This is a genomic window from Jonesia denitrificans DSM 20603 (assembly GCF_000024065.1).
Classification (GTDB): domain Bacteria; phylum Actinomycetota; class Actinomycetes; order Actinomycetales; family Cellulomonadaceae; genus Jonesia; species Jonesia denitrificans.
The window spans coordinates 407,134-433,750 of sequence record NC_013174.1; the positions used below are offsets into that span (position 1 = coordinate 407,134).

Below are 26,617 nucleotides of genomic sequence, written 5' to 3' on the forward strand. Positions count from 1 at the left end.
GTTAGGCGGCGCGTTTGCGTAGCCACACGGTGATGCCACCGGCAAGGAGGAGGGCTCCTGCGAGTCCTGCGATGACCAGTGAGATGCCGGTATCTGCTAGGCCACCGGTACTGGAGTTGTCTTGCCCACTGGCGGGCGCATCGGTTGTCGTATCTGGGGCTGTGCCGTCCTGACCAGGGGTGGTTTCGGTGCCAGGTGAAGGGGTGTCCGGGGTTTCTTCGGTGTCTGGTGTGGTGCCCTCGTCTGGGGTTGCCTCGGTGTCTGGGCTTGTGGCTGCGCCGGTAGGTGTGAGGACCACGTTGTCGAGGGTTCCCCACGCGTTTCCGGTGAGTTCACCGGTGAGTGTGACGGTGATTGTGCCGTCGTCGGGGACGGTCACGTTCTCCACAGTGGCGGTGGCCCACTGCTGCCACCCGTTGAGGGCAAGGTCGCCACGTGTTGTGCCCTGTGTTGTGTGGGCAGACACGGTGAGGACGTCATTTTCTCCGGCGTCTCCACCTTGGCTTGTTGCCCGCATCGTGTAGGTCCCTGGGGTGAGACCAGTGAGGGTTTGTGACACGGTGAAGGTGTAGTTCGTGCCATTCCAGAACTTCAGTGAGAACGCGCCGTGGGAGGAGTCGGATGTTTCTTCCCGGGCGATTCCGGTTCCGTCAATGTCCCACATGGACAGGTCCGCGTCTTCGAAGGACGGGTTGAGGAGAACGTTGACTTCCACAATGGTGATGGTTGCGGTGACCGCTACGCCGGAACTGGTGGTCCCAGCAACCTCATGAGCGCCAACGTCAGTCAGGGTGGAGTAGTCGTCCCAGGTGACTGATTCGGTGTCAGTGCTTCCGTCATTGAACCGCAGTGTCACCTCGTCTGGGAGCGTGATCGTTTCTCCGGCAGTAACCTCAACGGCGACAGGGTCAATGGAGGCGAGGGATTTTTCGGTGACAGCACCGGTGTAGACGTGGGAGAACACACCTAACGAATCGAGGGGACGCCCGTCAAAGGTAAAGAGTGCTTGATTGTCCACAGCGGAACCGCCATACCACTGGCCTGCATCGTGTGGGTCGTACCCGCTTGCGTAGGATGACGCCCAGCCGGAGCCGAACTCTTCCCACAGGGTGCGGTTGTTGTCGATCTCCTCTGGTGGGCCCACGGGGAGCCAGGCGGGTTCCCAGTACACCACGCCAACGCCTGCGTCTCCGACGTTGTGGACAGCTTCCATCACGTCGTGGAGGAGGTCAGCTTGCCCTTGCGGTGAGATCGGGTAGAGCGTGGAGGCTTTTGAGGCGTCAATGGTGTTTTGCCACCCGTCCCCGTCGTCGAGGGTGTACGTCCAGGACGTTTCCACCACCATGACGTCTTTGTTGTAGGTCGTTGCGATGTCCGACAACACGGAGGTGAGGTTACTCAGGCTGCCATGCCAGTAGGGGTACCAGGACGATGCGAAGACGTCATAGTCCACGTTGTGTGTGGCGAGTTGCTGGGCGTAGCCAGCGTAGCGCCCGGAAGTTTCTGGGTTAGTGAAGTGCAGGGCGACCTGGGCGTCGGGGAGGACGTCACGAACGGCACGGGACCCAGCGTTAAAGATCTCCGCCATCTGTTCCCAGTTGCCAACCTCAACCCCAGCAACAGAGTTGTTGGTTTCATTGCCGACCTGAACCATGCTGATGTCGACCCCAGCGTCACGAAGCACTGTCAGAGAATCGGCGACATAGTCGTAGGTGGCGTCAGCTTTCTCGCTGACACTCATGTCAGCCCACGCTTTGGGTGCTTGCTGTTTGGCGGGGTCTGCCCAAAAGTCGGAGAGGTGGAAGTTGATGAGACTGTCCATACCGGCGGCTGTGGCGCGTTGACCAATGGTGACGGCGGCGTCAAGGTCGTTGTTTCCGCCGCCGTAGCTGCGCCCTTGCTCGTCAAAGGGGTCGTTCCAGACGCGGATGCGTACTGTGTTGAGTCCGTTGTCTGCCAGTGTTGTGAAGAGGTCAGCCGGGTTGCCGTCGGAGTCACGGAAAACGACGCCTGATTCTTCGAGGGCGAGAACGGAGGATACGTCAGCCCCGCGGATAAAGTCGGTGGGCAGTCCTTCGATTTTGTCAACGAACACTCCGGCCTCGACGGGGCCTGGTTCGTCTGCTGATGCGGGGAGTGCTGCAAGGGCTAGAAGCGTCGCGGATGTGAGTGCGACTGTGCGGAGAACATGTCGTCGCATGGGGTCCTCTCAATATGTGGGTTCGTCGTCATTGAACGAACAGGGCGCTTGGGGAAGCGTGGGCATGAGTGTGGGCGGGTGTGGATCAACACTGACCAACGCCTTCACTGTGCGTTACTGTAACCGGTCACAGGGTGAAAGGACAAGGGGAGTGTTGCAATATCAGAACGCAAAGGTGCAACAGGAGGGGGTAGACTGTGCGCGCTCCCAGTTGTGGGATGTGCAAAGCCCCGCTGTGCACTGCACAGCGGGGCTCACGGTGAGTGGTCAGTTCACCTGGGTGTCTGGGGCTAGAGCGCTGGTGATTGCGCAGGCTCTGCAGCGGCAGTGTTCTTGAGAGCGCGTGACTGGATGCGGTGATCGATCACCAGCGTGATGGCCACTAGAACAACCCCGCCAAGACAAATCGCGGTGAGAGACACCCAGTTGTCACCGGGGGCCATCAGGCCGCGACCTTCATCGTGCTGCCACGGCCAGAGCGTCCGCAACGCACCAACCATAAGACCCGCAAGTGCGATCATCGTTTCCCGGTGCCACCGGTGAAGCAGGACACGCAGAGCTTTGACGATGACAACGAGGCCAACGAGGGCACCGATCATGAACAAGCCAAGATAACCAAAGTTGCGGTCATCAACTGCTTGGAGTGTGGGCTGGTACAAACCGACAGTCAGAAGGAGGAAGGAACCGGAAAGTCCAGGCAGGAGGAGTGCGCACACGGCGATGGATGCGGCAAGCACAATCATCCACCCGGTGGGCTCAAGTTGAGTTGCTGGTAACCCAAGCAGAAGGAACGTGGCCACGGCGGTGGCCAGACCAATGATTCCTTCACGCACGGTAAACCCTGAGCCAGCGAGTCGGATAGGAACCCACACGGACCCTGCAACGAGACCGAAAAATAAGGCACGTGTGATTTCTGGGTGGTTTTCCACTGCTGAGGACACAGGGCCGGCAAGAGTGAAGACAGCGGTGAGCATCCCGACAAGAACTGGGATGACCAAGCGCCAGTTGACACGTGACATGTGATAACGGAACAGCTCAGCGCGGGTTGGGCCGGTGATCAGTGCACGCAGGGCTGCAATGACCTCATTCCCGGATTCAAGGACGTCCTCGTAGATCCCAGTGATGAGGGCAACTGTTCCCCCGGAAACACCGGGGATTGTTTCCACCAGGCCAATGAGTGCACCACGAATGAAGTCGCCAATGATGTTGCGCCGTGGTGCGGGTGTTGGTGTGGGTGTCATGGGTGTCGCCATCATTCCTCCGTCGTTTTCAGGCTTTACCCTACCGTCTTGCTGGTGGAGATTTACCCTTTCTTCACGTGAACAGCGTAGAGCGCACACCCTGTTCACAGGGTGTGCGCTCTGCGCTGTGGATGATCAGTGTGTTGATGCTGTGACGCGGCCGTCAACTGCTTCACCGCGAGCAACAAGACCTGCCTCGTCAGAAAGCTTGATCTCAGGAAGGAGAACAGCGAGCACGATCGCCGCGACGATGAAAGGTGCCATGTACAGGAACACCGGAGCCAGCGCATCGGCGTACCCATCAATGATTCCCTGACGGACCGCATCGGGAAGCTGGTTCATCAACTCGGGGCGGATAGAGGCTCCCAGTTCTCCTGCTTCCGACGGGGTGTACCCGGCGGTGAGGAACACCTTGCCGAGGTTGTCTGCAAGGCGGTTGGTAAACCAGGACCCGAACACTGCAACACCTAGTGCAGCCCCCACTTCACGGAAGTAGTTGTTCGTCGATGTGGCGGTCCCCACCGCATGTGGCCCCACAGCGTTTTGGACGACAAGAACAACAACCTGCATGACGAGCCCAAGGCCAGCACCAAAGAAGAACAAGTACACGCAAATCAGCCACAGGGGAGTGTCACCCTGAAGGGTGGACATGGTCACCATGACAGTCAGGGTGAGGATCGTCCCGGCGATCGGATACTTCTTGTACCGACCCGTTCGAGTGATCGCAAGACCTGAAGCGATGGATGTTCCCATCATTCCCACCATCATGGGGATCATCAGGAGCCCCGAGACCGCAGCTGAGGTACCCGACGACATTTGCAAGAACGTTGGCAAAAACGCCAAGGCCGCGAACATGCCCAGACCCAAGACGAAACCGATGGACGTGGCCGTGACAAACACCCGGTTGCGGAACAGGGAGAGCGGAATAATGGGGTCAGCGGCACGTCGCTCTGTCAGGACAAAACCCACCGCAGCCGCGAGGAGACCAGCAAGGAACAGCAAAGTCAGTGGGTCACTCCACCCGTGGTCACGGTCTGCCCCAAATTCGGTGAAGAAAATCAAGCACGTGGTCGCGATTGACAGCAACACCACACCCAGCACATCAACAGGTGTTGTTGTCTTGTGGGAGGGAAGGCGCAACAACTTGAACGCCACAACAAAAGCTGCAGCGCCAATAGGCAAATTAATCCAAAAGGCCCACTGCCACGTGAGGTGGTCAACAAAGAAACCGCCGAGCAACGGACCAGCAACAGCAGCGATCCCAAACACTGCGCCCATCGGACCCATGTACTTTCCCCGCTCAGAAGCGGGGGTGATGTCCGCGATGATCGCCTGCGACAGAATCATCAACCCACCGCCACCAAGACCTTGGATGGCACGGAACACCACAAACTGCCAGAACGTTTCCGACAATGCGCACCCTAAGGATGCGAGCGTGAAAATCGCGATGGCAGCAAGGAACAGGTTACGCCGACCAAGACGGTCACCAAACTTGCCATAGATCGGCATCACAATGGTTGTGGCCAGCAAATACGCGGTGGTGATCCACGCTTGATTGGCCACTCCACCGAGCTCACCCACAATGGTGGGTTGCGCCGTGGACACGATCGTTTGATCAAGCGAGGACAAAAACATTGCTGACATCAGCGCAGCAAAAATGACCCACACGGTTCGTTGAGTGAGCACCAATTGAGGTTCTGATGCGGACGCATCAGTTGCGGGCAAGGAAGACATGTCCTTCTTTCTGTGACAATGAGCAGCACGTACATCAATCAGGAGCCGTGCAGCTGGGGGAGCTACTGCTGAAAAAGCCGGGATAAATAGGTGAGCTTGGTGCGGAAAGCTTCCTCAAATACGGCCATATGGAGGTCCGGTGACGCCTCATGAAGGGCAACGCCTGTTTCACAGCTGCGATGGGTGAACTCAAAAAAAGTGTGCACCGCAACGTGGGACAGTGTCTCTGCGATGACCTCAGCGAACCCGTCACCGTCGTCGAGGCCCTCGCGTTCCCGAATGAGGGCAGCAAGTTCACGGTGTCGTTGGTTGGTGAGTTCCTTCATGCGGGCAAACAAGGAAGGCTCTGAAACAAACAACTCCATCATGTGTTGAGGGGTGTGTTCGTCGCGCAGCATGGTGCGCATGGTTTGAGTGAGCAGCGCGGTCAGTGCGTCAAGAAGGCGCGGGTGTGTGCTGGTATTACAAAAGTCAGTGGCATAAGTTGCCCAAGATTCCCCAAGCGCGGCACCAATCACAGCATCATCTTTGGACGCGAAATAGTTGAAGAACGTTCGCCGTGACACCCCAACTTGGGTGCACAACTCGTCAATGGTGAACCCGCCAAGACCGCGCTCGGCGGTGAGGCGCCGGGCGTGACGGATCAGTGACAGTCGTGTCTTCTCCCGCTTGGACTCACGATGGCTGACGCTGGTTGGGGGAGGCGCATCGGTAATTGCACTCTGGTTCACATAGTGCAGTATTGCACTGTGACGAACATCGTGCAAATGCAGTTGTGCAATTTTGCACAACTGCATAACGTAGAAGGGTGACCTCACCGCCCGATCCCGCGACACACCACCCTGAAACACACCGCGCCAAACGGCGCCGCGAAGCGTACTTAGCAATTCACCAAGCCGCCTATCACCACGCGATTGTCCGTGGGCACAGTGCAGTGACCGTTGAAGCCATCGCCGCGGATGCAGGAGTGTCACCACGAACGTTCTTCAACTACTTCCCCACCAAAGACGATGCCATCATCGGAATCAGACCGCCGTGCCTGACCGAAGGTGACTGTGCTGTCCTCACAGCACACCCTCACGCCCCGCTGCTGGAGCGCACAGCACATCTCCTCATCCACGTCATTCGCAGCACAATCGTTGACCTCGACACGTTTGTGACACGCAAAGAACACCTTGAGTCCCACCCAGAACTTCGTAGTCGACTCAACCGTCACGTGCACCACTGTGAACTCACCATCACCGACGCTCTCGCCGCAGGCGACACCCTCGTAGGCGCATCGGAAATGGACCAACTCGCTGCCACCGGCCCCAACGCCAGCAGGGCGCTGACTGCACTGGCCGGCGCAGTTGTCCGCCACGCCTTCACCCAAGACCCCTCGATTCTTACGAGTGACCCCACCGACCAGGTCGCTGCGTCCCTGACAACGATCAAGCAGATTGTGAACCTCCCAGCGTGACCACCACAGCACACGACACCACTGGCACTACCCAGATCGACCACCAGCGCACCATCACCCTGCTGTTCGTGGGATTGATTCTCACCCAGCTCATGTCCTCGCTCAACCAAACCATCTTCTCTACTGCGCTTCCCACCATCGTGGGGGAACTGCAAGGAGTGGAACACATGTCCTGGGTGATCACCGCGTTCATCCTTGCAGTGACCATCATGATGCCCATCTATGGGAAAGTTTCTGACCTGTATGGGCGCAAACCGCTCCTGCTCGCGGCGATCACGATTTTTATGATCGGGTCGCTGTGCGGCGCCCTCGCCCCCAGTATGGGTGCGCTCATTGTGGCGCGAGTGATCCAAGGAGTCGGTGGTGGGGGGCTGATGATTTTGTCCCAAGCCGCTATTGCAGATGTGATTCCAGCTCGTGACCGTGGCCGCTACATGGGGATCATGGGGGGTGTGTTCGCGTTCTCCTCAGTGGCAGGTCCGTTGCTCGGCGGGTGGCTCACTGAAGGGCCGGGCTGGCGGTGGGCGTTCTGGCTCAACATCCCGCTGGGAATCTTGGCATTCGCCGCAACCGCAACATTTATGCGTGTCCCGCGACCTCAGCTTAACGCCCCGGTGCGGCTTGACGTGCTGGGAATGGGGGTTCTTGCGGTGACTACCTCCGCTGCTGTTCTCGCCGTCACGTGGGGAGGAAACGAGTATGCGTGGTCAAGCCCTGTTGTTGTTGGGCTACTGGTCACAGCCGTGCTCGGTGCAGTGTTCTTCGCGTGGGTGGAATCCCGGGCGAGCGAACCGATTATGCCGCTGTTCCTGTTCCGAGACCGCAATTTCCTGTTAACCACGATCGCAGCAATCGCTACTGGTGTCGCGATGTTTGGCGCGATCGGGTACATGCCCACCTACTTACAAATGTCGGGGGGCTACACGGCGTCTGTTGCGGGGCTACTCATGTTCCCCATGATGGCTGCGTTACTGGTGACCTCGGTGTCCACTGGCGTGCTCATGTCTCGGACGGGACGTTACAAATGGTTCCCTGTGGTGGGGTCCGTTCTGGTAGCGATCGGCTTGGTGTGGGTGTCAACCGTCACGGTTGAGTCGTCGTTGCTCGTCATCTGTGGAGCCATGGCGGTGATTGGTATGGGGCTTGGAATGTCCATGCAGGTCTTGACGATCATTGTTCAAAACTCGTTCCCCTTGACGGTGGTGGGGACGGCGACCGCTGCGACGAACTACTTCCGTCAGGTGGGGGCAACGCTAGGGTCCGCCATTGTGGGCTCATTGTTTGCGTCTCGGCTGGTCAGCACGCTCACCCAGGCGAAGTCAGGGGTTGGTGATGCACCTGGCAGTGGTGGGATTGATGGCGGCGTTGAAGTGTCGAGTCTGACCCCTGCCGTGGTCAACACGTTGCCTGATGCAGTTGCTGATGTCATTCGGTCTGCGTACAACGAAGCGTTGATGCCGATCTATTTGTCACTGGTTCCACTGGCGGTTCTCGCTGCCGTGACGTTGTGTTTCGTGCGGGAGAAGCCGTTGGCTCGTTCGCTTGATGATGCGCGGGCGATCGTGGTGGGTAAGTCTGATCGAGGCTAGGAGACGCATCGCGAGGAGAGTGTGACGCAAGCGCCCTGAGAGAGCATTGTGAAGGAGCGGCGGCCGGGTGAAAAAACTCGGTCGCCGCTTTTATGTGCTCACGTGACGATGCGCGCTGACCTTTGTCCCTTATTGGTGCGTGCCGTTGTGCCGATGACATGAATGCAGGTGCACGACGGTGTGATGTGAGTCAACGGGGGTTGGCTTTATCAAACCGTTATGTTTACGCTTGATGAGCCGGCATGGGGAGTTCTGCCCGTCCGCCAGGTCATTGGATGTTCACCGCACCGGCACCGCACCACGCTGTTCACTGTCCGTACCCCAAGGTGCCCTCACGCCGCAAGGAACGAAGGTAAAACCCCGCGCATGACCACGACACTCCGCCACCGCCCGCACGGGCGTCACCAAGGGAAGACCAGCTACTTCCCGAACCGTGAACTCCACAACGCCATCATCGCGGTGAAATCAAAACTCGCCACTCAGATCGCCGTGTCCGGGTTTGCCTTCACAGGAATTGTGGCAATCGCCACCGCAACGACCGCAGTTCCCGTCCCTGATGACACCATCCTCACTGCGGCAGGCAACACCACAGTCGTTCCGGGGGCAGAAGATGCCAGCAACGAAACACCAGAACAATCTCCTAGTACCCCAGCTCGCAACGCGAACGACATCGCTGTCATCCAAGCAGCAGAACTCATCTCACAGGTACGCTCCCTCGGAGAAGCAGCAGACCCCGAACTTCTTGAAGCTGCCGCTGAACTCGAACTGTTAGCGGCAGGCCTCCACTCGGGAACAAGCGCTACTCAAGCTGCGCAAGTGGGCCGCCATGCCGCCGCATCCCGTTCCACCGAACGCGACGCATCGGCGATCACAGACACATCAGACAACGACACAAACGCCAGCGACTCAGACAGCGACAGCGTGAACACAGTGTCAGAAGAAGTTACTACCGTTGACCTCGGCGACATCCTCAACGCCGACACAGCCGAGGACACCGCTAACGCGCCAACAGAACAGCCCACTGAAGACACCTCCCGCGACGCCGCTAAGTCAACCGACGCCGCTAAGTCAACCGACGCCGCCGACGAACCCGTCAGCGCAGAACAAGTATCCGCAGCCGCACTCGAAGTCGAAGAACTCCTCACCCTCGCAACCACCGTCGAGGTCACCTCAGTCGCGGAAATCACCGCCGAGAAAGAACGTATCGCCCAAGCCGAGCGCGACAAAGCCTGGGAAGAAGCAGTCGTCCTCGCCAATGACGCCGCAAGCTACGGAAACGGTCGAATCCCACTGAGCGCCCTGCGGTCACTGGACACAGCTCCAGGACACTACCTGCGCGCAGACGCAGCCATGATGTGGGAAGAACTGAACGCCGAGTTCACAAAAGTCTTTGGACACTCCATTGGACTCACCGACTCCTACCGCTCCTACAGCGCGCAAGTCGCCACCAAAGCCGCGAAAGGATTCTGGGCGGCCACCCCCGGCACATCCAACCACGGATGGGGTCTAGCCGTGGACATCAAGGGCGCAGCAGCACAATGGGGAACCGCTGAACGCAACTGGCTTGTGCGCAACGGTGGCCGCTACGGGTGGATCTCACCCGACTGGGCACAACCAGGACAAGGTAAAGAAGAGCCGTGGCACTGGGAATATGTTCGCCCCGACGGCTCCTAGGGTGATTACCGGCGCTAATTGTGCATCTTTTGTCAAGAAAACGCACCCAGTGACGATGAGAAAGATGACGACGTCACACAAAGCAGGTAAAGTAAAGGCAAAGTCCTGGTTCGTCTGCTGACTGTGACTTCATCCCCGCTTCCCGCTCAACACCAAGAGGGTGAGTACCATGCATCGCGGCAATGGTTACCGAGTCAACCACTACGTGGTTCTCGCCATTGTTGCGTTCACCCTGACCGGAATGGGGCTCGCCGCCGTCCTAGGTGTTTTCCAGGCAACCTCGTCCCAAACCTACGCGGCAGACGAAGCCGACACCGTCATGATGGAATCAACCGAACCACGTGACGAACAACCCAGCGAAGAATCAGAGTTAGGGCCCGCACCCCTGGCACGCAGTGACTCTGAAGCACAAGCAGACGCCACTGAAGCCCCCGACGTAGACCCGGCACTCCAAGAAGTACGTGACACCTACCTGTCCATGACGTACTCGTTCGCTGACGTTCTCATCCGCTACGACGCTGACGACACCTGCCAGACCGGCCCTGCCTGTGCCAACCCCGACGAACGTCTCATCCTTATTGACGAACAATGGGCTCACAACGCGGACTCCGACCAACGTGCAATCACGCTCGCACGCGCCCACGCCGACCTTGCGGTCCGCACAATTTGGTCTGACAACCGCACCGCCCAAGAAGCACTCTCAGTGCTGGTCACCGCATGCGACAGTGACGCATTTATCCGAGACGAGAACCGGACCTTCTCCCACGGCGACCCCAGCGTGCCCACCCCCTCGGTCACCGCCATGAAAGAAGCCGTGGTCTCCCTCATGGTCAAACCTAAAGACCCCGACACCGCCCCCGATGCAGGCAGCTTCACCTCAGAACAAATCATTGTTGCCGAAGACATCGCCCAAGGTCGAACTCCAGACATCGTCGTTCCCGTGGAATCACAACACTGCGTGAACCCCTAAAACGCGGTCCGTCCTCACTCTCACATGCAGGTGAGCGCAGGACAAGCATCACGCCCTCGGCCAAACCTGCCACTTCACACCAAAAAAAGTGCAAGACTTAGAAGTATGTTCGAGGTTGACCACGACACCCCACCGCAAACAATCATCCCGCTGTTTATTGCGATCGCCCCACGCGACCCGCGTGAACAAGCCCCCACCCACGACGATGCCGTCGACTTCCTTGAACCAGTGACCGTGGACGAAACGGGTGACGCACTCCTCGAGTTAGCAATCCCCGCGCAACTCCTCGATGGCGCAGACATCGGATCACCAGGGTGGATCCTCGCCCGCACACTGGGCACCGAAGATGGCGCAATCCTGCGCTGGGCACCTACCGAAAACACCCGCCACGGACACCTGCCCACCATGAACGTGGACGACGTCGCCGCACACCTCGCCCACGAACTCAACACTGCCTGCCACATCTCCAACGACCCCCACATCCCAAGTGGCGCCCCCCAAACACACCTCGAAGGGGTCAGTGTCACCCTCCGTTCCGGAGCAATCATTGGAACCCTCGAGTCCACTGAGGGGCCGCTCCTTGCCGCAACCGCACACACCCCAATCTGGTTCTCCCACCAGGGCACAACAGGTGTTGTTGCCGGCGCAGACCCTGCCGCCAACCTTGAAGACATCCTCACAACAGGCAGCCTCACTCCTCTCCTTGCCCTCGAACGGCAAGGACAAGCCCGGCGAGTGACCATAGCCCGCCGTGGACAGATCATGGCGGTCCACGAATTTGGGCCACGATGGATCGACGTAGACCCACGCGGAATCGACGACTACGCGCTGCCCGGTGAAGAATTCGACACCGTTGATCTCGTCTTCGACTACTATGAACCCCCACAAGCAGACGCCGACGACTTCGCCACCCACTACGAACTCACCACCGAACAACACAACCAACTCACCGCCATCCTTGATGCCGAGACACCCGACGACCCCTTCACCGGGATCGTGCGTATTCTTGGGCTACCCGACGAAGCAGCAGAAGTCGCAGAAGGCTGGCGAGACCCACACGACCTCCCCGCCGCTGAACTGTTCCACCCCAAACGCCTTGGCGCAGCCCTGTGGGACTCACTGACCACCCTCCCCACTGAAAACACTGTCAACGCACGCATGCACCGGGCCTGGATCACCCGACCCCCCATGTTCTTCGCGCTCAACACCCTCGAAACAGCGCTCATCGGAATCTGGACCGCACGACAAGCACGACGCGGCCACACCGGACGCACACTCCTTGGCGCTGCACTCATCGCGGTGAACATCGCAGACATGGTGACACCGTCCTCCTGGCGAGACCGCCGCCTGCGCTCCACCCACCTCACCGACCCCCAATAGCCCGCCCCCAACCAAGGAGACCCGTGGACTTCCGTATCTTCACCGAACCCCAACAAGGCGCCACCTACGACGACCTCCTCGCCGTCGCCCAAGCAACCGAACGCCTGGGATTCAGCGCTTTCTTCCGCTCCGACCACTTCCTCACCATGGGAGGAAACGGCCAACCCGGGCCAACCGATGCGTGGCTCACTCTCGCAGCGCTCGCCCGAGAAACCTCCACAATCCGCCTGGGCACCTTGGTGACCTCCGCAACCTTTCGCCACCCCGGCCTGCTCGCCATCCAAGTCGCCCAGGTCGATCAGATGAGCCAAGGTCGAGTGGACTTCGGACTTGGCACAGGATGGTACGAAGCGGAACACACCGCATACGGGGTCCCTTTTCCCGCGCATCGGTTCTCCCTATTAGAAGAACAACTTGCTGTCATCACCGGACTGTGGGAAACACCAGATGGTCAGTCATTCTCCTACGAGGGACACCACTACACGCTGACGAACTCGCCAGCACTTCCCAAACCCACCCAAGAACGTATCCCCGTGATTGTTGGTGGGGGAGGGCCACGCCGCACACCCGCGCTCGCTGCACGGTACGCGACAGAGTTCAACACTCCGTTCATCGCCTTTGAGGAGCTTGAAGGTACCTTCACCCGAGTACGTGAAGCGTGCACGCAAGCGGGGCGAGACCCCAACGAACTGACCTACTCCTCAGCATTTGTTGCCTGTGTGGGGGCCGATGACGCCGAATTTGAGCGCCGCGCCACCGCGATCGGCCGTGACCCAGACGAACTACGTCGCAATGGCATTGCAGGTACTGTTCCGCAAGCAATCGCGGCAGTTGCCAAAGCCAGGGACGCCGGTGCGCAACGCATCTACCTGCAGATCCTTGACTTAAGTGACCTTGACCATTTAGAACTTATTGCCCGCGAGGTCGTCCCTGCCTTTGCGTGAGGACGGACAGTGAACAGATCGTGAGCATCGGGCCCGCCTGATGGTCTCAGGCGGGCCCCAACAGATAGAGTCTCGAACATGAACGCCACCTCCCCATTCCACCTCTCCGGTCACCAACCGTCGAGACGTGCCATGCATCGGGAACTGGCAGTCAATGAGCTTCCCATCCGTAATCTTGCCCCCCTTCCACCAACTCGACTGACACGCGGGCAGATTCCGCCCACGAACAGGTGGTATTCCGGGTTGGTGTTCGGATCCCCTCACCCGGTGTTCCCGATGCCGTTGTCCTACATGCAAACAGGGCAAGGGTTTGTCTTCGGGGTACCGCGGGTGACCACATCGCGGCACACGATCTCCGGTCCTGCGGTCACGGACATTGACGTCAATGTGGGGGCCACCTCATACCGGGTTTCTTCCAGTGACCTGGCATCCATCACCATTGACATGCTCAATGCGTCCGGGCGCGTCCTTGGCAAAGTGGTTCTTGCTGAGGGCGTTCCCTATGTCAGTTACACAGCAGAAATTGCCCACGACGTTGTCATGTCTGAGTCGTTTTCCTGGCGGTTTGAAAACTGTGCCACAGCAACAGTGGAGGGGCGTGCGTACGGGCTGGTGACCACTGGTGCCTTTGCGGCGCGCACAGTTCGTCTCGCGGCGGGCCAGTTTGTGTCCTTCATCGGGTTTCCGCACGAACCAGCACCGGGGCGCACCGTCGAAGAAACCATCACCCGCCTTGCCACGCATGCTGCCTATCCGGTCCAACGCACTGAGGTGACAGCGTCAGTCCACGACACCCACGTCGCCACTGCAGTTCGTTATATCGCCCGCGAAAACGGTCCCGTTGCGGTCGTACGAATGCCCCACCACGGTCCCACCACTGATGATGTCCTGGGCCACTACAGCACTGTGTCAGGGACGACCACGCTCACCTCGGCAAAGAACTTTACTTGGGTCACACCCCGCCCACGAGAGGCGTCGGCACACCCATTGACCTCGGTGCCTGCCGCTGATGTTGACGAACTGATCACTCTCATCACCGCGGACATCAACGAACCACCGCGCGCACCCACTGACACGTATTACGCGGGTAAAGCTCTTTACGCCCAGGCGAACCTTGTCACTCTCGCTGAGCGATTCCAGGTCGTGGGCGCAGCGGAATACCGCACCCAGGTTGAAGCGAACCTTGTGCGCTGGCTCCACCCTGATGGTGCGCAACGCTACGATCACCGTTTCTTTGCGTATGACGACCAGTGGAAGGGGGTTATCGGGGTTGACGCGTCGTTTGGGGCGGACGAGTTCAATGACCACCACGTTCACTACGGATACTTCATTCACGCCGCGGCGACTTTGGCTCACCATCACCGGGACCTCGTCCCAGTGATGGCACCTGTCATCAACGCGCTCATTGCTGATATTGCGCACCACAAAACTTCTGCTGTCGTCCCGCTGCTGCGTGCTGTGGATGTCTATAAGGGGCATTCCTGGGCTTCTGGTACGGCGCCGTTTGATGAAGGGAACAACCAACAATCGGTGTGCGAGGCCCTCAACGCATGGAATGCACTAGCGGCACGGGCCACTGTGACTGATGACCAAGAACTATTCGACCTGGCTACCTGGCTTCTTGCTCTGGAAACCCAATCCGCGGCCACCTACTGGCTCAATATCGACCGCGACGACCCAGTGCGACGCGGATACAAACACCCTATTGTTCCTCTGGTATGGGGAGCGAAGCACGACTATGCCACCTGGTTCAACGGGGAACCCTCAGGGCTGCTGGGAACCATGCTCCTGCCGATGCCTACCCCGGTTGCCCATGTTGCTGCCGACGCTGACCGTATCGCAGAGAACCTTGATGATGTGCTGGGGTACTACCAAGATTTTGACACTGAGCACGGTGATTACTTACTCATGTACCAGGCGTTAGCAGGACAAGAACAGGCAGGGCACGCACTGGAAACAGTGCGCGCCCTGCCTGAAGACCGGATTGACGACGGGAACTCACGGTCGTGGCTGTTCGCCTGGGTTGCGGCTCACACGAACGTGAACTGAAGACATAGGGTCACAGTGTCACCGTGGAGTCACGCCGTCAGGGTGATTTAGTACGTCGAAAGGTCAGCGTCAAAGGCGCCTTGAGACGCAGCAAAGAAGATGAACGCGAACCACAAGATCACGAAGACGGCGGTGACGTAGCCAAGAATTGTGCCAGCCAAAGCCATGCCGCGACCGGACTTGTTGTTGTTTTTCACGTCACGCAGAGCAAGGTGACCAAGGATGATCGCAATGAGTCCGGTACCCAAAAGGCCGGTTACCAGTGCGGCGATGGCAAGACCGGAGGTCTGCTGGGGTGCGCCGTAGGGTTGCTGCGCGTAAGGCTGCGCGTTGTACGCGGGTGCCTGGCCATAGGGCTGCGCTGGGGCTTGCCCGTACGGTTGCTGTTGGTCAGCGGGCTGCTGCGCGTAGGGGTTGGAGTCGTTGTTGTCTTTTGGTGCGTAAGGGTTGTCCTGCGACACGGTAATCTCCCACAAAGGTATGGTCATTCTGTCTGAGCAAGCGTAACTGGTTCTCACCTGTGAGGTGTAGTTGTTTGCCGAGGAACACTCTCTCCTCACGGGGCGAAAGACACAAGAGCACAGAACGGGGAGTGTTATCCATCGAACGTTATGCGCCTAACCCTTTCACATGGTGAGATGCGCGTCCTGTGTCCCATGGGTGGACGCTACCAGCGGGTCTACCCTGGACAAGGTCCTGCACGCCTAGCGCCCCAGGGCCGTGAACGCTCAACGTGAGGACACATAGTGACTATTGGATGGAAACTCGCAGGGGACGGGAAAACCCTTGGCCCCCGCGACATTGTTGCCCCCGACCAACGGCTGACATGGCCGCGAACGATCGGGATTGGGCTCCAACACATCATTGCGATGTTTGGGGCCACTTTTCTTGTCCCTCTCATTACCGGGTTCCCACCCGCAACAACCTTGTTCTTCTCAGCAGTGGGAACAATTGTTTTCCTCCTCATTACCGGTAATAGGCTTCCGAGTTATCTCGGATCAAGCTTTGCATTCATTGCTCCTATCTTGGCTGCGACAGCAAGCGGCGGTCATGGGGTGGCTGTAGGGGGCATCCTGATCACTGGTGTTCTTCTTGCCATCATTGGCGCGATCGTGCACTTTGCTGGTGTGCGCTGGATTGAAACCCTTATGCCACCGGTGGTCACCGGAACGATCGTTGCCCTCATTGGGTTCAACCTCGCACCTGCCGCGTGGGCGAGTACCCAACTGCTCACCGATGCTGATGGCCGGGTCGTTCTTGATGACAACGGTCAGGTCACCGAACTTGTTACTGGTGGTTTTCTTGCTGCGCCGCTGACCGCGCTGGTGACCTTAGCGTCAATTGTGCTGATCACTGTGGTCTTCAAAGGGCTAATTGGCCGCCTGTCCATCTTGTTTGGTGTGGTGATCGGTTACGTGTTCGCGTTTGCCCGTGGTGAGGTCAACACAGCAGCGATTGGTCAAGCTGCGTGGTTTGGGTTGCCTGACTTCACGGCGCCCGAGTTTGATGTGGCGGTCTTTGGGCTCTTCCTGCCCGTGGTGTTCGTTCTCGTTGCGGAAAACATCGGACACGTGAAGTCGGTTGCGGCAATGACGGGGAAGAACCTTGACCATGTGATGGGGCGCGCGCTGTTCGCTGATGGTGTGGCCACCACTCTTGCTGGGAGTGGTGGAGGTTCGGGGACAACTACCTACGCGGAAAACATTGGCGTGATGGCGGCGACCCGCGTGTATTCAACAGCAGCCTACTGGGTCGCGGCCTTTGGGGCGTTGCTGCTGTCGTTGTTTCCAAAATTTGGTGCAGCGATCGCGACGGTGCCACCGGGAGTGATTGGTGGGGCGGCCACCCTCCTGTACGGGATGATCGGCATGTTGGGTGTACGCATCTGGATGCAAAACCGAGTGGACTTCTCCAACCCCATTAACCTCACGTCAGCTGCTATCCCACTGATTGTGGGGATCGCTAACTTCACGTGGAGTCCAGGGGATCTGACCTTTGAGGGGATCGCATTAGGGTCCGCTGCCGCGATCCTTGTGTACCACGTGATGACAGTGCTTGCGCGGGTGTGCGGTACCGGACAAGAACCCGCATCGCCAGCCTCCGCACCAGCTGGTTCAGAGCTTGAGGGTGAGACAACAGCGGGAGAACGCGCTTAACGCCCGCTGAAGAACAACGAAATCAGGGTGGGGTCGTGACTGATCATGACCCCCACCCTGAGGACTATCGATGCGCTCACCGGGTTGCTGTGCATGGTGCGGCGGCCACCGAAGGACTACTCTTCAGCGGCATCTTCTACCTCTGGAGGCTCCACATGCTCACTCAACTCCCACAGATCAGTGCAGTTCTGGCGCCCGATCATGGGGGTCTCGGAGTCGAGCAACACGTTTTCCTCGGAGATGAGAGCCTTGAAGTCCTGGCCAATGAGGACGTCAACAACACGTTCCTCACGGTCATCGTCGAGGATGAGAGCAGCGCTGGGGAAGTGCGCGGCGAGTGTGTACGCCCGGGACAGGTCCTTATACCCGTACACGATCGCGTCGCCCACTCGTTTCTCGGAACTGTTCCCGATTTCTTGGATCTCAAAACCGCGGTCACGCAGGCCCTTAGAGACAGCAGAGGCAAGCCCAGTTCTGTCCTCGGAAGCGTTGTATACGTTGACTTTGACTTTGCTATAGGCCACAGGCTTGGTGCCCTCAGGCAGGCATGCTGTGGGGTACACCGGATCAACGGGTTTTTCTTTATAACTAAAGCCCCCATCAAAGGGAAGGGTTGTGTCGCTGGAATATACCGCGACGGCACCAAGCCCAACGATGCCGAGAGCGGCAACGAGCGAGCCGAAGATTAATGCTTGACGTTCCCGCATGCGTCGGCGACGAATAGCGCGGGCACGGACGATCTGTTCTTGGGACACCTTGACTTCAATCGTGACGAGTTCTCATGGGTAAGTATCAACTCAAAACTCACTGCAGCGCGGGGGTGTCAAGAACACACCTGGGTGCGACGCAGTGAATGTAATACCAGAAGCCTAACGGAAAAACTGAGTGCCTTTGGGGCGAAACCACAGCACTGCACGGTGACCTTACAACTCCACCACACGCGCGTGAAGAACTGTGCGCTGTTGAAGCGCAGCTCGCACAGCCCGGTGGAGTCCATCTTCGAGGTATAAGGTGCCTTCCCACTGCACGACATGAGCAAACAGATCCCCGTAGAAGGTGGAATCCTCGGTGAGCAAGGAATCAAGGTCCAACGTGCGTTTTGTTGTGACCAGTTCATTGAGCCTGATCTGGCGTGGTGCAACCGTTGCCCAGTCCCGAGGGGATGTCAAACCATGGTCCGGGTAGGGGCGGCCTTCACCGACGCGCTTGAAGATCATAGCCCCAGTGTAGACAAAACAGACACCAACACGGGGATACAACGCGCCACGACAGTGGAGAGGTATCCCCGTGTTGGGTGCGTCATACTCCAGGCTAGGCGTCCATATCGAGGACCACACGACCATCAATGTGGCCAGCTTCCATCTCAGCGAAGATCGTATTGATGTCGGTCAACGGACGTGTGGTGAACGTTGGGTCAATAAGGCCACGAGCAAAGAAATCGAGCGCTTCCGCCATGTCCCGCCGTGTACCCATAATGGACCCACGGACCGTCAACCCGAAAAGTACGGTGGTGAAAATGTCGAGCGGGAACTCCTCCGGAGGCAACCCCACCAAAACAACAGTGCCACCACGGCGCAACGCACCGACTGCCTGCGGGAAAGCGTTCCCCACCCGATCACCCACAGAAACACGGGTGACACCCTCACCCTCCTGAATCCACACTATGAGACGACGGGGGATGGTGCAGGACGAGAATCAGCGAAACCAGTCTCCCGCATCGTGATGTTCCACCGACCATGCTCCACACCGCACCCATCAGGTGCGCTCTCGGCGTGAATTTTTTGCACCCCATGAAACGCCAACCGCGACGGTCCGCCAAAAACAAACACGTCACCCGAGGCCAACGCAATATCGCGGTAAGGACGGTTGCGGTTCTCCGTGTTCCCAAACCGAAACGTGCAGGTGTCACCAATAGACAGTGACACAACAGGAGCCAACGATTTTTCATCCTTATCTTGATGCATCCCCATCCGGGCTTGCACATCATAAAAATTGATCAACGCCGTATCAGGTGTGTACGCCAACGCACGGTCTTCATCCCCCGTCGCATCCGCGACGATGCGCCGCCCCAACCGAACCATCCACTTAGGAAACTCCACCACCCGCTGACCGTTGACATCCACCGCATCGCGCGAATAGGCATACGGACGCCAATGCCACCCCACACACACCGTCTTTACCGACATCGGGTGACCGCGCACAGTTGCTGACCGGATCGGAACAGGACCTGCCGCCCACTGGGCACATTGACGCGCCAACCAGGCTTGCTGCGGAATCGTCAACCAGCCTGGCAGCCACACCGCACCAGGAGCGATCTCCTCACGCACACGGGGCACATCGGCATCGGAAAACAGCACGCACTCCTCCTTGCTTACTGACGTGGTTGGCGCACCCGAACCATGAGCTAGTCGCGGACGAAGAAACGCTCTTCCCATGTGTCATTGATAATCTGCACAACCTGCTCCATCTGGGACTCTGCCCGATCTTTGAGGTCTTGCAACAACACAGCGTCGAGCCGGTCATCGTGGTCTGCGACCATGGAAAGGGTTTGCCACATCGCGAGTTTCGCCCGAAGCAGCCCCGTAAGAATATCCAACTCCAACTGGCCAACACTGGCACGTTGCAGCCGGAAAAAGTTGACCGGGTTCACGTGCCCGGCAAGGCGAGCAACCCCAGTCAATGCACGCTTAAACCCTTTTTGCTTATACCCCAGGTCACGCAAGATCCGTTTCAGATCGCGACGGTCCGCGTTGACCTGGTGGACCAGGGAACGCAATGCCTTTTCTTGCGGAGTGCCACGCCAGGTACGGGCAGCCGCTTTGAACGCCCGCAACCCGGCCTCAGACCCCAAAAAGTGTTGGTTCAGGTAGTTCGCGTAGGAACTATGGTCAATGCGCTCCCCGCGTATGCTACGGGAAAACGGTGTGTTGTCGTGCGGCATGAGGGGCCTCCAAGGCGCATGGGTGGCAACGTTTCTTTACTCTATGGGGGATTCAGGGTGCCTGCCCGGCGAACTGCAGGCGTCTGGGACTATGGTCTGCGCCAACACGACTGGGCAGGAGTATGGTCGGGGTAGGTCACGGTCATAGTGACAATCACAACGGAGGACTGATGCCTCGGCCAACCTCGCGTGCGGAACTTTCTACCCTGAGTAAGCAGCGGATGAATGATCTCAACGCGCTTGTTGACTCGCTGACTGAAGAGCAACTCACCGCTGAGTTTGCTGGTGTGGGTCGTGACCGGTGTGTGCGTGATGTGCTGATCCACCTGCACGAGTGGCATCTCATGGTGTTGGCGTGGGCGAGGGGCAACATGGCTGGTCAGACGCAACCCTTTTTGCCTGCGCCATACACGTGGGCCACCTATGGGAAATTGAATGTGGAGTTGTGGGAACGTCACCAACACACCCCGCTGACCGATGCGCGTACCGCGTTGGCCCGCAGCCACCAGGAGGTGATGGACCTGATTTCTCAGTTCACCGATGAGGAGCTCTTTACCAAGAAATACTTCCCCTGGACTGGCAGTACCTCACTAGGGAGTTATTGTGTGTCGTCCACGTCAAGTCACTACGACTGGGCGAGGAAGATTATCCGTGCGCATCAGAGAAGAGCAATATAAGACAGCCCCTGACTGCACCTGCAGTCAGGGGCTGTCTTATATTGCCTGGCGGAGGATAGGGGATTCGAACCACCAGTTGCATCAAGGTATCTTCCTGTTGCATTTTCTTGCCTTCACCTGCATAAACATTGCGCTGGGTGTGCATCAGTTTGCATCAAGGATAGTGGGTTTTGCAGTTCAAAGTGGGGAATAAATGGGGAACAGTCGTGACCGCTATGGTTGGCATTACTGCTATGACTAGCAAGCCCGACACATTGTTCCAGACCCGCTCCGCGGCATGACCCAGCGCTGCGCAACCACCCCAAACCGACTCGATGCGAGTAACGTCACGGCCTAAGCGAAGGTAGAAGAAGCCTGCCTACCAAAAGTTTGCTTACTAAGAAGCGAAGTGTCTCTAGTAGATACTTCCCTTGTATCTAGCGTTTCGGTACGAAACACTAGAGAGGACTTAAAAATCTGAACCACCAAAACTGAGACACGAAAACGTGCGCCGAGTCTCTTTCTGCTTTCTCTGGGAACAGAGGGTCTCCCGTCTCTATTCGTCGAAGACACCACGCGCGAGATCGTTGAAGATCTCATCGAGGGCAAACAATCAGTTGATGCTGAAGTTGCTGGCCGCTGCGGGAGGCTGTGGGGGAAGGACATGTGGGACAGGCTAGATAGATTACCGGTGTACACTGTTCATCCGCGACACCTGGTTGCCATCGCAAACACCCCATGGCTTAACGGTCATGACCAACTGGGCACCAGAAACCCTCTACCGCATCCGCTGAATCCAATACCCCAAATCTTTGTGAAGCATCGGGAATCGAAAAATGGGAGGTGCTGTGCCGGTACGAAAAATAGTGACAGCACTGACCATCAGTGCATTCTTCATGGTGTGGATCGCCCTAGGGTGGCAGCTCCACCACGCTGTATACGGCACAAATGCCACGGCACTTGGTTATTCTGGACCAGTAGTTGAAGTGGTCGCACTGCACGACCCGACGTCCGGATCAGCCGACGATCCTGTTGGCGACATAGCTAGCCTCTTTGACCTGTCTCTTGCGTACGAGAGGCAACTAAATTCAGGCGTGCTCACCATCACCGACCCGACGCAACGGTTTAGCACTGAGAATGGTCCACTTGTTCCTCACGACCTAGCGCACAACAAAGAGGCTAGTTGGGTTGGCGTCAATGAAACAATCCCTATCCCCGCCCATGACGTTGCTGTAAGTATCAGCCCGGACTTTCACGGCACAGTCCTCGATCCGGTACCTTCAGGCCTTTCCCTTATCGGTTCACGGCAAGCCGCCTACGTATCTCAAGATATTCAGCCCTATATTGACGGCAGGTATTACTTCGCTGGTGAGTATGTTGCAGACACTGACGGGATTGATCACGTTGTGGGCCGAATGGAAGCGCAAGGGTTCAGCATTGTTGCTGTGACCCCTTTTGCTGATACGTCAACTCTTTCTCAGGCAATGAAAAGCAGTATGTCAGGCCTTTATCTGGTTGTGCTGGCACTCTTCTTCACAGTAGTGGTGGTGTCCACCTATGTTGTGTTGCAGGGGCATGCAGCTGCGCATCGGGAAAAGCTTGAAGCCCTTGCCGTGTGCGGCGGAGACAGCCAGGACCTGAAGCGCGCTACGTACAGCGCATTGCTCAAACCGGTGTTGGCTGGATTCGCCATCGCCTTAGTGTTTTCCAGTGGCTTACATGCCTATTTACAACCACTCTCCGGTATTGCTCATGCAGAAGCCGTCAGCATTATTGTGCTGCCTTCGAGTGCCGCAATGTTCACTCTCTTTGTTATAGCGAAACTGGTGACCAATTGTGCTGTGCGGAAGGTGGGACATGTACTCCCTCTTTAACCGCCTTACTAGCGACATCGCCAAATCAATAGGGCTATTGCTATCCCTCGGGGTAACAACTTTTGTCATGGTCACACTTGGCACCTACCTGGCGATTTTTGCGAATGAGTATGTCGTCACCACGCGGCTTGACGGTCAGCAACCAGCAGCTGAGCTGGCGTTTCTTCGTGTCATTGATCCGCAAGCATCAATGATGCATGCCCTAAATGTTGACAATGACATTGAGAATGGCGGTGGAGATGATGCCGGTTTGACGGTTGGCGCGGCGGATGCCAATGCCCCTGGTATTCCCTTACTCATTGACCGGATGGTCACCGATGCGCGGCTAACTATCGCAGGACCAGTTGATAGGTTTGGGGAACCACCGACAAACTATTTTCCTGACCCGCAAGGTGTAGTCATCGTGGGCACGGACCCACCCGAGGCGGGTGCCGATACTTACATTCAAGGAACCGGGCACGTTATAGCCACCGGCGGTAAATCCGTGTATCAGGTAACCCCAGAGGTATTTGATTCCGTGTTTGATGCACGCACTCTTGAGCCCGGGGAACTCGTGCCCACCGTGACCTGTCGCTGTGGTGTGACAGAACTACAGAACATCGCCGATCAGATGACCCTGGCTGAGCAGGACGCGGAAACAGGGCGGGTGTATTACGCACTGGGGTACCAAGACATACGCGGCGAAGGGAGTTTCTCTCTGGTGTCATCCTCAGTGTGGATCCTTGTCTTGAGCGTCGGTGTGATTTCCGTTTTTGCCGGGATGCTGGTCATGCTGGGGCAACGCTTGTGGGACCGTCACAACCTTCCATTCAGAATTGACCGGCTTAACGGGGCATCGCATGGGGCTTTGCAACTGCGTTTCCATGTGCAAATTCTGTTCGCGTTTACTCTCCCGGCGATTGGCGGGTTTCTCCTGGTGAACATGGGGGTTGGTTCAACAGGTTTTCCACCATCGTTTTCTGAGATCGCAACCCGTGTGATTATCGCGGGATTGTTAGCCGTACACCTTATTGCGTCGCTGCCCGCAACTGTTGCTATCCGGCGTATGTGCAATTATTCCCACGGAATATTGAGGTAACTATTGTGAGTAGCACCGTCCTACACGCAACTGGCGTGAGTAAAAGCTTCCGTGATGGCAAAGAAACACGTCTCATTGTTCAGGGCGCTGATCTTACGGTGAGCGCAGGCGACATGGTGGGGGTAGTAGGCCCCTCCGGTAGCGGTAAATCGACGCTGTTGTCGCTGGTAGGAGGGTTACTCAGCCCTGATAGCGGGCAAGTCACTGTTGCCGGTGAGCTGTTGGACTACAGCAAACCCTCAACAGTGGCCCGGCTCCGCAGGGAGTACCTTGGGTGGATTTCCCAGGAATACGGCCTTGTACCGAACGAGTCAGTGGCGCAGAGCGTTTCCTTGCCGCTGATATTTGATAAACCCCGCCTCACACGGGCCGCACGAGGCACAGCAGTGAAAGAAGCGCTAAAGATCGCTGGGTTGGACATTCCCACATGGCGCCAAGTGGGGAAATTGTCTGGTGGTGAGCGTCAGCGAGTAGCGATTGCGCGGGCGCTGGTGCGCACCCCGACCCTCCTGATCGCGGATGAACCAACAGCAGCTCTCGATGAAGCAACGGGGCGCACCATTGTTGATAATGTCCGTGCAATTGCGGATTCAGGAACCGCTGTTCTCGTTGCCACCCACGACCCACAGGTTATCGCCGCCTGTGACCGCCTGTACCGGTTCCATGGCAACCAGCTCGTGGAAGCAACTCCGACCACACGCACCAACGCGTAAACGAATCGTCCCCTGACGAGTTATTCAGGGCGTTCGGTGAGGATTTCCACCCCGTCCTCCGTGATCGCGATGGTGTGTTCGCTGTGTGCGGTGCGGCACCCGGTAGCGCTGCGTAGCGTCCACCCGTCGGCGTCCGTGATCAGTTCATCGGTGTCCGCCATGATCCACGGTTCCAGGGCGAGCATCAGCCCTGGGCGTAGCGTGTAGCCGCGCCCGGGGCGGCCAATGTTGGGGACGTGTGGGTCTTGGTGCATCGTTGACCCGATGCCGTGCCCACCAAAGTCAGTGTTAATCAGGTAGCCGGCGTCGTGCAACACGCTGCCTATCGCAAAAGAAATATCGCCGATGCGCACCCCAGGCCCAGCAGCATCGATACCTGCCTGCAAGGCACGTTCGATGGTTGCGATCATCGCAGCGTCATCCGCATGACGGGGCTCACCCACAATGAAACTCAACGCGTAGTCGACGTAACACGACGTTGCCCCGGTGCTGGGTGGAAGGGCGGCAGCGGAGGTCACCACGGTTGAAATCGACGATTTGGTTGCCGAACTGGGGGAGGTGTACACGTCGGTGGCCCGAGACATCCGCAACCTTCTTGCCCAGTCTTTCCGCCTAGGTGTGCAGCAGCGGCTGTTGGCGGTTGACCCGATGGTTGGTGTGCGCACGATACGGCGGCGTACCTCTGGTGATGTGAAAGCCCCCACCGCCAGGGATGGGCTAGACCTCCTGGACCATACGAAACGCGCCCTTGCGCCAGGTCATGATTCATTCCAACCGTTGTACCTTTTGGTTGCGTTGCTCCTGGGGACTGGGGCTCGAGTGTCAGAGGGTTTAGCTGTCACGTGGGATGACTTTATTGACCTGACAGGGGAGACGCCGCGGTTGATGATTCGACGCACTGTTAGTGATTCACCTGATGGTCCGATTCTTCGTGAGACGACGAAGACGGGAAGGGGAGGGGAACGTGTGGTTCACCTGCCAGGGTTCGTGGTGGAAGCGCTGGTGCACGCGCAGGAGTATGCTGCCCAGCAGGCTGCTGCGCAGCTTGGTCACCGTACAACTCAGATGACGGAGCAGCGGTATATTGCTCGGCGTCGTGAGGTGCAGGATTTGACGTCAGCCTTTGATGACCGGCGTGGTGAAAGTGGGGAATAAATGGGGAACAAGACAGCCCCTGACTGCAGGTGCAGTCAGGGGCTGTCTTTTATTGCCTGGCGGAGGATAGGGGATTCGAACCCCTGAGGGCTGTTAACCCAACACGCTTTCCAAGCGTGCGCCATAGGCCACTAGGCGAATCCTCCACATCTACAGATGTAGACACTGGCAAGAGCCTCAGGAGCAGTTGCCAGCCCCAACAGACTACCGGACAATTTTGTGAAATCCGAATCGCTGAGGGGTGGAGCGGTCAAGGTCACATCTTATGGTCGTGAATTGGTGTGATGTGACCTTCGTAGGTGCAGGATTTCACCGGGTGCCGCATGTGGGCTACACTGAAAGTCGACCCCCGCGTGGCGTCATCTCGCTGAATCCCCCAGGGCCGGAAGGCAGCAAGGGCAGGTGAGCTCTGATGGGTGCGCGTGGGGTCTTTTTTGTGCCCGCATGTATGTTGTGCCCTCGCCCATGTCGGGGGTGTGAGTGCCTGGGCAGGAGGCCCGGGTCCTCGATACTGACCACAATGCGAGACACAACGTGGGGTTATTGCCCCAATAGGAATGATTTAAACGCTTTACGTGGCGCGATTGTGTCTCAAAAAGCGAGACGATCGGTGTCGTGGTGGCGCATCGCGTGACCCGCAGTCCATGATTAACCCATGTTCACTGCACAGCACCACCACGCGACCCGCGGCATGACGATGCCCGCGATGGTGTGCTGCCGCATGCACATGATGTGTGTATCCTGCATGCTGTAGGGGTGCTCCTGTTTCTGGTCGCACCCGAATCGGACGAAGCATCCGATACG

Annotated in this window: 22 protein-coding genes, 1 tRNA gene, 1 other RNA gene and 2 pseudogenes; 14 read left to right on the top strand and 12 right to left on the bottom strand. The window is 58.0% G+C overall.

Annotated features, from left to right (window positions below):
* Nucleotide 1: 1 nt before the first annotated feature.
* The 4 genes from JDEN_RS01920 to JDEN_RS13780 all read right to left on the bottom strand — a co-directional run bounded on the left by JDEN_RS01920 (nt 2) and on the right by JDEN_RS13780 (nt 5,906).
* On the bottom strand, nt 2–2,200 hold the full coding sequence (locus tag JDEN_RS01920) for a glycosyl hydrolase 53 family protein (protein WP_015770683.1): 2,199 nt from the start codon (nt 2,198–2,200) through the stop codon (nt 2–4).
* A gap of 290 nt (nt 2,201–2,490) precedes the next feature.
* Nucleotides 2,491–3,441 carry a DUF368 domain-containing protein gene (locus JDEN_RS01925; protein WP_105597304.1) on the bottom strand — a complete coding sequence of 317 codons (951 nt, stop codon included), beginning with the start codon at nt 3,439–3,441 and terminating at the stop codon, nt 2,491–2,493.
* A gap of 135 nt (nt 3,442–3,576) precedes the next feature.
* A complete protein-coding gene (locus JDEN_RS01930; protein ID WP_015770685.1) occupies nt 3,577–5,175 on the bottom strand; it encodes an MDR family MFS transporter in 1,599 nt (532 codons plus the stop codon).
* 62 nt (nt 5,176–5,237) lie between these two features.
* The gene (locus JDEN_RS13780; protein ID WP_015770686.1) at nt 5,238–5,906 is read right to left on the bottom strand and encodes a TetR/AcrR family transcriptional regulator; all 669 of its coding nucleotides are present in this window, start codon (nt 5,904–5,906) and stop codon (nt 5,238–5,240) included.
* Nucleotides 5,907–5,983: 77 nt separating this feature from the next.
* On the opposite strand from JDEN_RS13780, the gene JDEN_RS12905 reads away from it, so the two are divergent.
* From JDEN_RS12905 to JDEN_RS01970, 7 genes are all read left to right on the top strand, one after another.
* Nucleotides 5,984–6,634: a TetR/AcrR family transcriptional regulator gene (locus tag JDEN_RS12905; RefSeq protein WP_015770687.1), complete on the top strand. Its 651-nt coding sequence runs from the start codon at nt 5,984–5,986 to the stop codon at nt 6,632–6,634.
* Nucleotides 6,631–8,223 (top strand): MDR family MFS transporter, encoded by a 1,593-nt coding sequence (locus JDEN_RS01945; protein WP_015770688.1) that lies wholly within the window; start codon nt 6,631–6,633, stop codon nt 8,221–8,223. Before JDEN_RS12905 ends, JDEN_RS01945 begins: the two co-directional genes overlap by 4 nt.
* Nucleotides 8,224–8,589: 366 nt before the next feature.
* Nucleotides 8,590–9,897, top strand: coding sequence for a M15 family metallopeptidase (locus JDEN_RS12910; RefSeq protein WP_049754398.1), 1,308 nt, complete (start codon nt 8,590–8,592; stop codon nt 9,895–9,897).
* A gap of 160 nt (nt 9,898–10,057) precedes the next feature.
* Complete coding sequence (locus JDEN_RS01955) at nt 10,058–10,867, top strand: hypothetical protein (protein WP_143713220.1); 810 nt, start codon at nt 10,058–10,060, stop codon at nt 10,865–10,867.
* A gap of 105 nt (nt 10,868–10,972) precedes the next feature.
* Nucleotides 10,973–12,247, top strand: coding sequence for a hypothetical protein (locus tag JDEN_RS01960; protein WP_015770691.1), 1,275 nt, complete (start codon nt 10,973–10,975; stop codon nt 12,245–12,247).
* A gap of 23 nt (nt 12,248–12,270) precedes the next feature.
* Nucleotides 12,271–13,191 carry an LLM class F420-dependent oxidoreductase gene (locus JDEN_RS01965; RefSeq protein ID WP_015770692.1) on the top strand — a complete coding sequence of 307 codons (921 nt, stop codon included), beginning with the start codon at nt 12,271–12,273 and terminating at the stop codon, nt 13,189–13,191.
* 78 nt (nt 13,192–13,269) lie between these two features.
* The gene (locus tag JDEN_RS01970; RefSeq protein WP_049754399.1) at nt 13,270–15,240 is read left to right on the top strand and encodes a glycosyl hydrolase; all 1,971 of its coding nucleotides are present in this window, start codon (nt 13,270–13,272) and stop codon (nt 15,238–15,240) included.
* Between the two features lie 47 nt (nt 15,241–15,287).
* Here JDEN_RS01970 and JDEN_RS01975 read toward each other — a convergent pair whose 3' ends face one another.
* The gene (locus JDEN_RS01975) at nt 15,288–15,728 is read right to left on the bottom strand and encodes a DUF4190 domain-containing protein (protein ID WP_049754400.1); all 441 of its coding nucleotides are present in this window, start codon (nt 15,726–15,728) and stop codon (nt 15,288–15,290) included.
* A 258-nt stretch (nt 15,729–15,986) separates the two neighbouring features.
* Here JDEN_RS01975 and JDEN_RS01980 point away from each other — a divergent pair, with 258 nt between their 5' ends.
* On the top strand, nt 15,987–17,396 hold the full coding sequence (locus tag JDEN_RS01980; RefSeq protein WP_015770695.1) for a uracil-xanthine permease family protein: 1,410 nt from the start codon (nt 15,987–15,989) through the stop codon (nt 17,394–17,396).
* A 116-nt stretch (nt 17,397–17,512) separates the two neighbouring features.
* Here the strand turns inward: JDEN_RS01980 and JDEN_RS01985 are convergent, their stop codons facing one another.
* From JDEN_RS01985 to JDEN_RS02005, 5 genes and pseudogenes are all read right to left on the bottom strand, one after another.
* A complete protein-coding gene (locus JDEN_RS01985) occupies nt 17,513–18,151 on the bottom strand; it encodes a LytR C-terminal domain-containing protein (RefSeq protein WP_015770696.1) in 639 nt (212 codons plus the stop codon).
* Nucleotides 18,152–18,319: 168 nt separating this feature from the next.
* On the bottom strand, nt 18,320–18,613 hold the full coding sequence (locus tag JDEN_RS01990) for a type II toxin-antitoxin system VapB family antitoxin (RefSeq protein ID WP_015770697.1): 294 nt from the start codon (nt 18,611–18,613) through the stop codon (nt 18,320–18,322).
* Nucleotides 18,614–18,707: 94 nt separating this feature from the next.
* Nucleotides 18,708–18,998 (bottom strand): annotated as a pseudogene (locus tag JDEN_RS01995) (zinc-binding dehydrogenase); the annotation flags it as partial.
* A 59-nt stretch (nt 18,999–19,057) separates the two neighbouring features.
* Entirely contained in the window at nt 19,058–19,753 is a 696-nt protein-coding gene (locus JDEN_RS02000) for an alpha-ketoglutarate-dependent dioxygenase AlkB family protein (protein WP_015770698.1), read from the bottom strand.
* Nucleotides 19,754–19,800: 47 nt separating this feature from the next.
* Complete coding sequence (locus JDEN_RS02005) at nt 19,801–20,337, bottom strand: hypothetical protein (RefSeq protein WP_015770699.1); 537 nt, start codon at nt 20,335–20,337, stop codon at nt 19,801–19,803.
* 170 nt (nt 20,338–20,507) lie between these two features.
* On the opposite strand from JDEN_RS02005, the gene JDEN_RS02010 reads away from it, so the two are divergent.
* The 4 genes from JDEN_RS02010 (at nt 20,508) to JDEN_RS02025 (ending at nt 24,658) form a co-directional block, all read left to right on the top strand.
* Nucleotides 20,508–21,014, top strand: a complete 507-nt coding sequence (locus JDEN_RS02010; RefSeq protein WP_015770700.1) for a ClbS/DfsB family four-helix bundle protein — start codon at nt 20,508–20,510, stop codon at nt 21,012–21,014.
* 827 nt (nt 21,015–21,841) lie between these two features.
* Nucleotides 21,842–22,867: a hypothetical protein gene (locus JDEN_RS02015; RefSeq protein WP_015770701.1), complete on the top strand. Its 1,026-nt coding sequence runs from the start codon at nt 21,842–21,844 to the stop codon at nt 22,865–22,867.
* Nucleotides 22,851–23,945: a hypothetical protein gene (locus JDEN_RS02020; protein WP_015770702.1), complete on the top strand. Its 1,095-nt coding sequence runs from the start codon at nt 22,851–22,853 to the stop codon at nt 23,943–23,945. Before JDEN_RS02015 ends, JDEN_RS02020 begins: the two co-directional genes overlap by 17 nt.
* Nucleotides 23,946–23,950: 5 nt before the next feature.
* Nucleotides 23,951–24,658: an ABC transporter ATP-binding protein gene (locus JDEN_RS02025; protein ID WP_015770703.1), complete on the top strand. Its 708-nt coding sequence runs from the start codon at nt 23,951–23,953 to the stop codon at nt 24,656–24,658.
* A 20-nt stretch (nt 24,659–24,678) separates the two neighbouring features.
* Here JDEN_RS02025 and JDEN_RS02030 read toward each other — a convergent pair.
* Nucleotides 24,679–25,122: pseudogene (locus tag JDEN_RS02030) on the bottom strand (M24 family metallopeptidase); the annotation flags it as partial.
* A gap of 106 nt (nt 25,123–25,228) precedes the next feature.
* Here JDEN_RS02030 and JDEN_RS02035 point away from each other — a divergent pair.
* The gene (locus JDEN_RS02035; protein WP_041287782.1) at nt 25,229–25,813 is read left to right on the top strand and encodes a site-specific integrase; all 585 of its coding nucleotides are present in this window, start codon (nt 25,229–25,231) and stop codon (nt 25,811–25,813) included.
* Nucleotides 25,814–25,870: 57 nt separating this feature from the next.
* Here the strand turns inward: JDEN_RS02035 and JDEN_RS02040 are convergent.
* Nucleotides 25,871–25,959 (bottom strand) — tRNA-Ser (locus tag JDEN_RS02040).
* Nucleotides 25,960–26,154: 195 nt separating this feature from the next.
* On the opposite strand from JDEN_RS02040, the gene ffs reads away from it, so the two are divergent.
* Nucleotides 26,155–26,249: signal recognition particle sRNA small type (ffs, locus tag JDEN_RS13290), an RNA gene on the top strand.
* Nucleotides 26,250–26,617 lie beyond the last annotated feature (368 nt).

What these genes read in the sequence shown, in the direction of transcription:
- JDEN_RS01930 (WP_015770685.1), bottom strand. Translation starts at nt 5,175, where the DNA reads ATGTCTTCCTTGCCCGCAACTGATGCGTCCGCATCAGAACCTCAATTG.
- JDEN_RS01920 (WP_015770683.1), bottom strand. Translation starts at nt 2,200, where the DNA reads ATGCGACGACATGTTCTCCGCACAGTCGCACTCACATCCGCGACGCTT.
- JDEN_RS01970 (WP_049754399.1), top strand. Translation starts at nt 13,270, where the DNA reads ATGAACGCCACCTCCCCATTCCACCTCTCCGGTCACCAACCGTCGAGA.
- JDEN_RS01990 (WP_015770697.1), bottom strand. Translation starts at nt 18,613, where the DNA reads ATGATCTTCAAGCGCGTCGGTGAAGGCCGCCCCTACCCGGACCATGGT.
- JDEN_RS01925 (WP_105597304.1), bottom strand. Translation starts at nt 3,441, where the DNA reads ATGACACCCACACCAACACCCGCACCACGGCGCAACATCATTGGCGAC.
- JDEN_RS12910 (WP_049754398.1), top strand. Translation starts at nt 8,590, where the DNA reads ATGACCACGACACTCCGCCACCGCCCGCACGGGCGTCACCAAGGGAAG.
- JDEN_RS02005 (WP_015770699.1), bottom strand. Translation starts at nt 20,337, where the DNA reads ATGCCGCACGACAACACACCGTTTTCCCGTAGCATACGCGGGGAGCGC.
- JDEN_RS01975 (WP_049754400.1), bottom strand. Translation starts at nt 15,728, where the DNA reads ATGACCATACCTTTGTGGGAGATTACCGTGTCGCAGGACAACCCTTAC.
- JDEN_RS01960 (WP_015770691.1), top strand. Translation starts at nt 10,973, where the DNA reads ATGTTCGAGGTTGACCACGACACCCCACCGCAAACAATCATCCCGCTG.
- JDEN_RS02010 (WP_015770700.1), top strand. Translation starts at nt 20,508, where the DNA reads ATGCCTCGGCCAACCTCGCGTGCGGAACTTTCTACCCTGAGTAAGCAG.
- JDEN_RS02020 (WP_015770702.1), top strand. Translation starts at nt 22,851, where the DNA reads ATGTACTCCCTCTTTAACCGCCTTACTAGCGACATCGCCAAATCAATA.